General features: G+C 64.9%; 10 protein-coding genes. 9 read left to right on the top strand and 1 reads right to left on the bottom strand.

Annotated features, from left to right (window positions below; translation table 11 throughout):
- Positions 1–83 precede the first annotated feature (83 nt).
- Complete coding sequence (locus tag IH615_RS19325; RefSeq protein ID WP_291364527.1) at positions 84–989, top strand: DMT family transporter; 906 nt, start codon at positions 84–86, stop codon at positions 987–989.
- 39 nt (positions 990–1,028) lie between these two features.
- Here IH615_RS19325 and IH615_RS19320 read toward each other — a convergent pair whose 3' ends face one another.
- The gene (locus IH615_RS19320) at positions 1,029–1,409 is read right to left on the bottom strand and encodes a DUF2147 domain-containing protein (protein WP_291364526.1); all 381 of its coding nucleotides are present in this window, start codon (positions 1,407–1,409) and stop codon (positions 1,029–1,031) included.
- 325 nt (positions 1,410–1,734) lie between these two features.
- Between IH615_RS19320 and IH615_RS19315 the strand changes: the two genes are divergently transcribed.
- The 8 genes from IH615_RS19315 to IH615_RS19280 all read left to right on the top strand — a co-directional run bounded on the left by IH615_RS19315 (position 1,735) and on the right by IH615_RS19280 (position 7,845).
- Positions 1,735–2,328: a thymidine kinase gene (locus IH615_RS19315; RefSeq protein WP_291364525.1), complete on the top strand. Its 594-nt coding sequence runs from the start codon at positions 1,735–1,737 to the stop codon at positions 2,326–2,328.
- A gap of 2 nt (positions 2,329–2,330) precedes the next feature.
- Complete coding sequence (locus IH615_RS19310) at positions 2,331–2,717, top strand: acyl-CoA thioesterase (RefSeq protein ID WP_291364524.1); 387 nt, start codon at positions 2,331–2,333, stop codon at positions 2,715–2,717.
- Between the two features lie 109 nt (positions 2,718–2,826).
- A complete protein-coding gene (locus IH615_RS19305) occupies positions 2,827–3,459 on the top strand; it encodes a peptidase inhibitor family I36 protein (protein WP_291364523.1) in 633 nt (210 codons plus the stop codon).
- A gap of 134 nt (positions 3,460–3,593) precedes the next feature.
- Entirely contained in the window at positions 3,594–4,244 is a 651-nt protein-coding gene (locus IH615_RS19300; RefSeq protein ID WP_291364522.1) for an SH3 domain-containing protein, read from the top strand.
- Positions 4,245–4,362: 118 nt separating this feature from the next.
- On the top strand, positions 4,363–4,929 hold the full coding sequence (locus IH615_RS19295; protein ID WP_291364520.1) for an SH3 domain-containing protein: 567 nt from the start codon (positions 4,363–4,365) through the stop codon (positions 4,927–4,929).
- A gap of 296 nt (positions 4,930–5,225) precedes the next feature.
- Positions 5,226–5,867, top strand: coding sequence for an SH3 domain-containing protein (locus IH615_RS19290; protein ID WP_291364519.1), 642 nt, complete (start codon positions 5,226–5,228; stop codon positions 5,865–5,867).
- 152 nt (positions 5,868–6,019) lie between these two features.
- On the top strand, positions 6,020–6,424 hold the full coding sequence (locus IH615_RS19285; protein ID WP_291364517.1) for a hypothetical protein: 405 nt from the start codon (positions 6,020–6,022) through the stop codon (positions 6,422–6,424).
- A gap of 119 nt (positions 6,425–6,543) precedes the next feature.
- Positions 6,544–7,845 (top strand): sorbosone dehydrogenase family protein, encoded by a 1,302-nt coding sequence (locus IH615_RS19280; RefSeq protein WP_291364515.1) that lies wholly within the window; start codon positions 6,544–6,546, stop codon positions 7,843–7,845.
- Positions 7,846–7,958 lie beyond the last annotated feature (113 nt).

Here is a 7,958-nt window from a genome sequence, read left to right as displayed (position 1 = left end):
ACCCCCACCCTTGATCCCTCCCCACAAGGGGGAGGGAGATGACTGAGATACCTGAGCTACAGCCGCACAATCGAGACCCAAAAATGTCCCGCCCCCTCGCCGCCCTCATGCTCCTGATCTGCACCATGCTGTGGGGCTTCGCCTTTATCGCGCAGAAATCCGCCATGGATTCGATGGGGCCGCTGACCTTTGCCGGCGTCCGCTATCTGCTCGGCGGCCTTCTGGTGCTGCCATTGGCCTTCTGGGAAAAGCGCCGCCGTCCCGAGCCGCTGACCGGTACGCATTGGGCTCTCGTGGCCGGCGTGAGCCTGGTCTTCTTCGTCGGATCCTGGCTGCAGCAATCGGGCCTGGCCACCACCACGGCCACCAATGGCGGTTTCCTCACCGGGCTCTATGTCTTCTTCGTCCCGGTGCTGGGCTTCTTCATCTTCCGCACCCGTCCGCATCCGATCATCTTCGCCTGCGTGCCGCTGGCTTTGGTAGGCATCTACTATCTCAATGGTGGCGGGCTCGACAGCTTCAACCAGGGCGACCTGCTGATCGTCGTCAGCGCCGTATTCTGGGGCCTGCACGTGGTCCTGCTCGGCCATGTCGCCCGCGCCACCGGCCTGCCCATCTTCGTCTCGGCCATCAGTTTTCTTGTGGCGGGCGCCGTCGCGCTGTCCCTGGCCTTCGTCATCGAGACCCCGACCCTCGAGGGCATTTCCGCCGGCTGGATCGAAATCGCCTATGCGGCCATTCTCTCGACCGCCGTCGCCTTCACCTTCCAGGCTATAGGCCAGCAATATGTCCCGCCCGCCAATGCGGCGATTATTCTCTCAGCTGAGAGCCTCTTTGCCGCCATCGGTGGCGCCCTGCTGCTGGGGGAACGTCTCCCGCCCATCGGCTATGCCGGCGCCGCCCTCATCTTCGCCGCCATCATCGCCGTCGAAGCCCTGCCCCCGCTCTGGGCCCGGCGCCAGACGCATATGGCGAGGACGACGAACTAGGCTCTTCACCTCTCCCTTTGGGGGAGAGGTGAAAGCCCCCTACTCCTCATACCGATACATCCGGTACGTCTTGCAGATCACGAAGGCCACGCAGCCCTTGAGCACGATCTCGTTCTCGCCCACCTGGGTGATCGTTCCGCCCGCTTTCTGCCCGTAGATACTCAGATCCCCCTTCCACTGGTTGGGTCTGGTCTGCCGCGCATGGTCGATCAGCAGGGTGTTGAGATAGGGCAGGTTTTCCGCGTTGTCGGCGCCATTGCCCAACCAGATCAGCGTGCCGCACAATTGCGTGCCATCGCCGCAAAGCTCGACGCTGTAGCGCGAGTCGCGCATCTCGATTTCCCAGGTGCCTTCGGGTGAGGCCAGGGCCGGCTGGGTCAGCATGGCCAGGGCACCAAGCACAAGAACGGGTTTCTGCATCGCAACCACTCCAAAGCTGTGGATATCAAGGCTGCCAGAGCCAAGCTGAACTGTGTCTGAACGCAGGGTGACCAGGCGCGTCACGCCCCCGTCATACAAGCTCGCTAATCGTTCAACTGTTCCGGCTCATCCCCCATGTGGCCCGAACGTGCCGCGCCCCACGTCCCCAACGTCGCGCCCGGCCTATTGGGAGAGTCCGGCCGCCAACCCCGACTCTTCCCGCCGATTAAGTCGGCATTCTGGCCGCCCCCGGGGCGGCCTCTTTTTTTGTGGAGCAGCCGTCTTTGCGCTCGCGCCTGGCGAGGCGCTCCGGCACAACGGAGCCATGGCCAAGCTCTACTTTTCCTATGCGGCGATGAATGCCGGCAAGTCCACCTTGCTGCTGCAGGCCGCCTACAACTATCGCGAGCGCGGCATGCGGCCGCTGCTCTACACCTCCGCTCTGTATGCCGAAAACGGCATTGGCCTCATCTCCTCGCGCATCGGCATCTCCGAGCCCGCCGCGCTCTATTCCGCCGATGACGATCTCTACCAGTCCATCCGCGACGAGCAGGAAATCAGCAAGGTCGATTGCGTCTTCATCGACGAGGCACAGTTCCTCACGCCCGACCAGGTCTGGCAACTGGCCCGCGTTGCCGATCGGCTGCGCATTCCGGTCATGTGCTTCGGCCTCAGGACCGATTTCCAGGGTAAGCTGTTCCCGGGGTCATCAGAATTGCTGGCCGTCGCAGACACCCTGCGCGAGATACGCACCATTTGCGAATGCGGCGCCAAGGCCACTATGGTCGTCCGCCAGAATGCCGATGGGCGCGTGATCACCGCCGGCGAGCAGGTGTCGATCGAGAAGTCGGTCTATGTTTCGCTCTGCCGCAGGCACTGGGAAGAAGCGGTCGGCCGCTGGCCGGTGAAAGGACCTTGAATATGCAGTCTGACGCCCTCGAGCCAACCGGCGCCCTCACCATCCGCACCCTGGCCATGCCTGCCGACACCAACCCCGCCGGCGACATCTTCGGCGGCTGGGTGATGAGCCAGATGGATATTGCCGGCGCCATCGCCGCGGTCGAGCGCAGCGGCGGCCGCGTCGTCACCGTGGCGGTCGAGGCGATGACCTTCATCGCCCCCGTCAAGGTCGGCGATATCCTCTGCGTCTACACCACCGTCGAGCGCGTCGGCACCACCTCGGTCACGATAAGCATGGAGGCCTGGGCGCGCCGCAATCGCATCGCCGATCGCGTCAAGGTCACCGACGGACGCTTCGTCTATGTCGCCCTGGGCGAGGACGGTTCCAAGCGCCGCATCGACCCCTGATCCTGCGCCGGGCCCCCTGAACGAATCCGTTCAGACAGCGTTCAGTTACAGTGTGGTCAAACCGGATCACAGGTCGAACTCGGCCCCAGTTTTCGGAGTTACCCATCCCATGCAACCGCTTCGCCTCGGTCTCCTTTCGACCCTGATCCTGCTCGCCGGCGCAGCCGTGGCTATGGCGCAGCAGACCGTCACGATCACGGCCGATATCAATGCCTATACCGGGCCAAGCTTCGATTCCGGTTTCGCGGGCACGGTTCGCGCCAATACCCCCGTCCAGCTCGATCACTGCGAGAACAATTTCTGCATGGTCTACTACGGGCGCGCGACCATTTGGGTCGAGCAGCAATATGTCGCCCAGGTGCCACCGGGCCAGGCAGCGCCTCCGCCTCCTTCGGCACCGCAGCCACAACCGCAGCCGCAGCCGCAGCCCTTGCCCCATCCCTGGCCGTGGCCGCCCCAGCCGCCGCAGCCCCAGCCGCCTCCGGTCTTCGAGGAAGCCGGCGCCTGCTTCTACAGCGAGCGCAATTTTCGCGGCACGAGCTTCTGTGTCGAGGAAGGCGATGGCTATAGCCGCCTGCGCAACTGGGACAACAGGATCCGCTCCGTGGAGGTATTTGGCGGTGCCCGCGTCGACCTCTGCACCGACGCCAATTACCGGGGCAGTTGCGTCACCTTGCGCCGCGATGCGTCGCGCCTGCCCGCCGAGATCGACCGCAAGACGTCGTCCATCGACGTCTATTAATCATCCTCGTACCATTTTGGGGGGAAGCAGGAACTCTTTAGTTCTTCCCCCCGTTTCCTAGACAAACAATAACTGGTCGCCGCAAGCGTCGTCCCATCCGGGACCGGTAGGACCAGCGCACAGGAGCGCAGAAAATGAACCGCCACACTCGCAAGATGTTGCTCAATATTGCTGCCGGCGTCGCCGTTGCCGCGACGGCCCTCGTCGTCTTCCTGCCGGCCGCCTATGCCGCGCCGGGCACCGTGACCAGCAACGTGAACGTGCGCTCCGGCCCGGGCACCAACTATGCTGTGGTCGACACCGTTCGTCGCGGCACCACCGTTGATGTGCAGCAGTGCCAGGGCTCCTGGTGCTACATCGTCAAGTCGGGCCCCGATGGCTGGGTATCGGCCTCCTACCTGACGGCTGGCGGCACCCCGGTCAATCCGCAGCAGCCCGGCCTGTCCTTCGGCTTCTCCACCGGCCCGGGCGGCCCGACCTTCAATTTCGGCATCGGCCAGCAGCCGCAGCCGCCGGTCATCCGGCCGATCCCCGAGCCGGTCTTTGGCGAAGTCTGCTTCTACGACCGCACCCGCTTCCGCGGCTCGAGCTTCTGCCTGGAATCGGGCGAGAGCATCCGCAATCTGGGTGATTGGGCCGACCGCGTCTCCTCGATCGACAATTCTGATGGCCTGTCGGTGCAGGTTTGCTCGGAAAGCAGCTATCGCAATTGCCGCACCTACACGACCAGCGCTTCCTCGCTGGGCGACTTCGACGACTACATCGTATCGATCCGCGTCCGCTAACCAGCGGCGCCGCAATGAACAAGGGCGTGGCTTTGGCCGCGCCCTTTGCTTTGGCCCCTTGGAGCCAGCCGGGAGCCGCGCTAGTGTGCGCGCATTGCTTTAGAGCCGGGGATACCTGATGCGTTATTTCGGTCGCCTGCTGACCACACTCGCCGCCATGCTGGTCCTGTCGCTGGCCCCGGCCTACGCCGCCTCCGAGAGCGGCACCCATGCCTGGAGCTCGGACACGCTCACCCTGCGCGACGGTCCGGGCCTGGCCTATGCCGTCACCGGCGAGATCGCGGCCGATCTGCCCATCAAGGTGCTGCGCTGCGAGGAGCTCTGGTGCGCCGTCGATGGCCCCGGCGGCCGCGGCTGGACCAGCAAGCAGTACGTCGTCTTCGGCCTCACCTCGACCGATTGGCCTGGCGGCATCAACCCCGACTATCCCTCCGGCGGCAGCATCTGCTTCTATTCGGGCACCAACTTCACCGGCACCGAACTCTGCATGAATTCCGGCCACGTCATCCATGACCTGGCCCTGCTGGGCCTCGACAACAGCTTCTCCTCGGTCAAGGTCCTGGGCGCCTCTGCCGCCGCCTGTCGCGACCGCGGCTTCCAGAGCTATTGCGAACGCATCATCGCCGACCAGCCCGCACTGGACCCTTATCTCCGCCGCGCTTTGTCATCGATCCGGGTTTACTGATTACCCCCTCCTAACCTCCCCTGAAGGGGGAGGGACAGATCGAGTTAGGCCACGACCCCGCCCCGAGCACCGCTCGGATTCCTCCCCCTTCAGGGGGAGGCGAGGTAGGGGTATCCCAACAAGGACTCGCGCCGCCCGGCGGACATTCCGTATCCCCGTTCATTTTCACCCCCACCAGCGGCTCCTTCCGCCCGCCCTGAATAAACAGTCCATTCAGCCGCAGTTCACCGGCAATACTGTCTAGTCACCCTCAACAACAGGCGAGCGACATGCTCCCTGCAACGAGGGAACTCAAAATGAACGTCAAGCACATCACCGCCTTGTCTTCCGCCGCCGCAGTCGTTCTGCTGTCGACATCAGGCGCCTTTGCCCAGCCCGGTGTCGCCACCGGCGCTGTCAATGTCCGCACCGGTCCCGGCACGAGCTATTCCAAGGTCGGCACACTCAGCGCCGGCGAACTCGTCGACGTCAAGGATTGCCAGGGCTCCTGGTGTTTTGTCGACCGCAATGCCGGAACCGATGGCTGGGTCTCGGCCAACTATCTCCAGCCCGCCGCTGCCCAGCCCGCTCCGGCCGACCCTGACATTCCGTTCAACTTCGGCGTCACCGTCGGCCCCGGCGGCCCGTCCTTCTCCTTCGGCATTGGCGATGCACCGCCGCCTGCTCCCGTGCCGCCCCCGGCGCCGGCAACCCCCAAGGTCTGCTTCTTCAAGAGCACGAACTTCGCCGGCGGCTCGTTCTGCGTCAGCCCGGGCGACAGCAATCCGGTCCTGGCCGGCAGCTGGAACAACTCCATCTCCTCGATCAGCGTCGAGGGCGGCGCCCAGGTGACGGTCTGCAAGAATGCCGGCTATGGCGGCTCCTGCGCCACCATCATCACCTCCAAGGCCTCGCTCAGCTCCTACAACAACACCATCTCGAGCTTCCAGGCGCTCTGATCGCCACCCAATCCCTGCCGCGCCGCCCTTCGGGGCGGCGCTTGCGTCCCCCTGAATGCGGATGGATTCGACCGGCAAGTCGAATTACCGTGAGATTGGCTGGTCCGAGTCCGTGAGGGGACACACACGGCCAGTTGAGGGAGACAACCACTATGCCGCGCATATCCGAATACTATTTCCGCTCCGCGATCCTGTTCCTGATCGTCGGAATCTCCATCGGCATCCACATGTCGGTCAGCCAGAACCACAATGTCACCGGCGCCCATGCGCATATCAACCTGCTCGGCTGGGTTACATCGGCCCTGTTCGGCGGCTATTACGCGCTGAACCCCGCCAAGGCCGCCGGCCGCCTGCCGATGATCCAGTATGCCGTCTTTACCCTTGGCGTCATCGTCATGGGCGTCTCGCTCTACCTGCTGCTGGCGGGCAATACCGCCGTGGAGCCCATCGTCGCCGCCAGCTCGCTGATCACCTTTGCCGGCGTGTTGCTCTTTGCCTGGATCGTCTGGATGCCGTCAGCCGCCGGTTCGCGTATGGCGCCCCGGGCGGCCCAATAGACGTCGCGAGCGTCGCCCACCGGTTGGGCGACGCTTCATTTTGCCGGCAGGGCATGGTGTTCGCGCGCGCTAAATGCGATTAGCTTGGGCAACAATCCCCCCGCCAATCGAGTCTTCCGATGAACGTGAGTTCCATTTTCGCCAATGTCGTTGCCGTTATCGGCGCGGTAGCCGTCGCCATCCGCCATCGCGGCGATGGTCCGCGTCCGCCTGTCTTCGGCGCGTCTCCTGTCATCCCGTCGGCCAAGGCACAGGGCAGCATTCCGACGCTGAAAATGCCCACCGCCAAGGGCTGGGAACACGGTCGCACACCCACCGCTGCCGCAGGCCTCAAGGTCAATGCCTTCGCCGCCGGCCTCGATCATCCGCGCCACATGCATGTCCTGCCCAATGGCGACGTGCTCGTCGCCGAATCCATGGGCGAATCGGGCAAGCCCAGCAGCCTGTTCGATCACGCCATGTCGAGCACCATGAAGCGCGCCCGCGCCTCCGGCGACAGCCCCAACCGCATCACCCTGCTGCGGGATGCCGATGGCGACGGCATCGCCGAAATCCGCCATGCCTTCATCCAGGGCGTCCGCCAGCCTTTCGGCATGATCCTGCTCGGCTCGACGCTCTATGTCGGCGCCAGCGACGCCCTGCTCGCCTATCCCTATGAGCCCGGCGCCACCAGCATCACCGCACCCGGCAAGAAGCTGATGGACCTCAAGCCCGGCGGCCACTGGACGCGCAACCTCATCGCCAGCAAGGACGGCAGCAAGCTCTATGTCGCCGTCGGCTCGCAGACCAATATCGGCGATGCGGGCCTCGACGCCGAAATCGACCGCGCCTGCATCCATGAATTCGACCTGGCCACCGGCAAGTCGCGCATCTTTGCTGGCGGCTTGCGCAACCCCGTCGGCATGGCCTGGGAGCCGACAACAGGCGCCCTCTGGACCGTGGTCAACGAGCGCGACGGCCTCGGCGACGAAACCCCGCCCGATTACCTGACCTCGGTGCGCGATGGCGGCTTCTACGGCTGGCCCTTCTCCTATTGGGGTGTCGTCGATGACCGCGTCCCGCAGGACCCGGCCCACCCGGCCGCTTCGCAGGACCATCCCGATTATGCCCTGGGCGGCCACACCGCCTCGCTCGGCCTCTGCTGGTTGCCCGAAGGCACCCTGCCCGGCTTCCCGGGCGGCATGGCCATCGGCCAGCATGGTTCGTGGAACCGCAGCACGCTCAGCGGCTACAAGCTCACCTTCGTCGCCTTCGACAACGGCAAGCCGACGGGCCTGCCGCGCGACATCCTCACCGATTTCCTGTCCCCCGACGAGAAATACTCCTACGGCCGCCCCGTCGGCGTGACCCTCGCCGCCGACAACGCCGTGCTGATGGCCGACGACGTCGGCGACGTCATCTGGCGGGTGACCGCAGCCTGATTGCAGCGCTCGGCGCCTGCGGCCCCACCCTTGATCCCTCCCCATCAAGGGGAGGGAGACGATGAACACGGACCTTTGAGCTGGCGCCTCCCTCCCCCTTGCGGGGAGGGATC

It is taken from the genome of Devosia sp., assembly GCF_014860165.1.
Classification (GTDB): domain Bacteria; phylum Pseudomonadota; class Alphaproteobacteria; order Rhizobiales; family Devosiaceae; genus Devosia.
Note: the sequence above shows the minus strand (reverse complement) of the source record. Positions and strands in the feature narration are given on the sequence as shown.